This is a genomic window from Pseudomonas sp. ok272 (genome assembly GCF_900109995.1).
GTDB lineage: Bacteria > Pseudomonadota > Gammaproteobacteria > Pseudomonadales > Pseudomonadaceae > Aquipseudomonas.
This window is the reverse complement of record NZ_FOCB01000050.1, coordinates 1-1,170: the sequence shown is the minus strand read 5'-3', so window position 1 is coordinate 1,170 and position 1,170 is coordinate 1. Positions and strand designations below refer to the sequence as shown.

Annotated in this window: 1 pseudogene; it reads left to right on the top strand. The window is 52.1% G+C overall.

What is annotated here, in order from left to right:
- A pseudogene (locus BMW74_RS25315) lies at positions 1 to 945 on the top strand (hypothetical protein); the annotation flags it as partial.
- Positions 946 to 1,170 lie beyond the last annotated feature (225 nt).

The window sequence follows — 1,170 nt, the reverse complement described above, 5'->3', positions numbered from 1 at the left end:
AAAAACCTCAAGGACGGCAGCAGCCTGAGCATGGAGTTAAAGGCGGCGCTGGGTAAGAGCACGGTTGAAAGCGAAGCCGTGGTGTTCCCGGTGCGCACGTACACCATTCATGCTTTGGTGGAGCAGCGGCCCGAGATCACTTCGGTACAAGGGGGCGGGGTTGAGATTCCCAACGATAGCAACACGATTGCCACCAGTATCACGATCACCGGTACCGCGACTCCCACCGCAGGGCAAAAGGTCGAGCTTCAGGATTATGGCGTAGGCATTGCCAGCATTGACGTCGTGAACGGAATTTGGACACACACCATCTCTCTGGCAGTGGGTGCACATAGTCTGACAGCCAAAGCGCTGTATGGCAGTCGGCAAATATCCGAGCCACCGCGCGCCTTGACTGTGCTCAGTGAGTTGATCTTTGATACCAGTGCTGTATCGCTTGCTGGACCAATCATATGGTTGAACAAAGTCGTTTATGTATGGCCACCAAACACGAGCCTTTCTCGAGTTGCAAGCGGAGGTTTGCCGCCCTATACATACATTTCAAGTAATCCAGATATTGCCGCAGTAGATGTCTGGGGCAACATCTCTTCCAGGGGCAATGGGACGGCAACCGTTACCGTTTATGACAGTTCAAATCAAACCAAGTCCTGCCTGATTTTTGTCTCAAACGTATCCCACGCCTCTTTTACAGGGGTAGTTCCCTATGCAACGGCAGCCAGCAGAGGACGGGTCTTGACCAGGGATGAACTCATTCTCGTCAGAACAACCTATAGCTCCGTACATCGACCAGATCCAGACTGGCAAGATGCTGGTCCTTCCGGAAACTTTTGGTCTTCGACCTCTGCGGGATCTGGGACTGTAAGATCAGTACATTTATATAATGGCACTGAGGGTAGTTCTTTTACTGCACCTAATTACGCCTCCATAAGAGCACTTGTGGTCTAGCTGCCCCCTTGTTGTTCAACAAGCAAAAAACAGAGAAAGAAAAGGGGACGAGAAAGAAAAAGGGACGGATTTATTTATTCGCCCCCTTTTTGCTTGCCTACTGTCGCGCCTAAAACCGCCGTTGTTTTCGATAGGCCAGCGGATTAGCCGTCACGCTCTGGCCTGAGCGCCAACGCTGAGTCCCTGGGCACGATCACACCAGCAGCGAGTAAACCAACGCGCTGA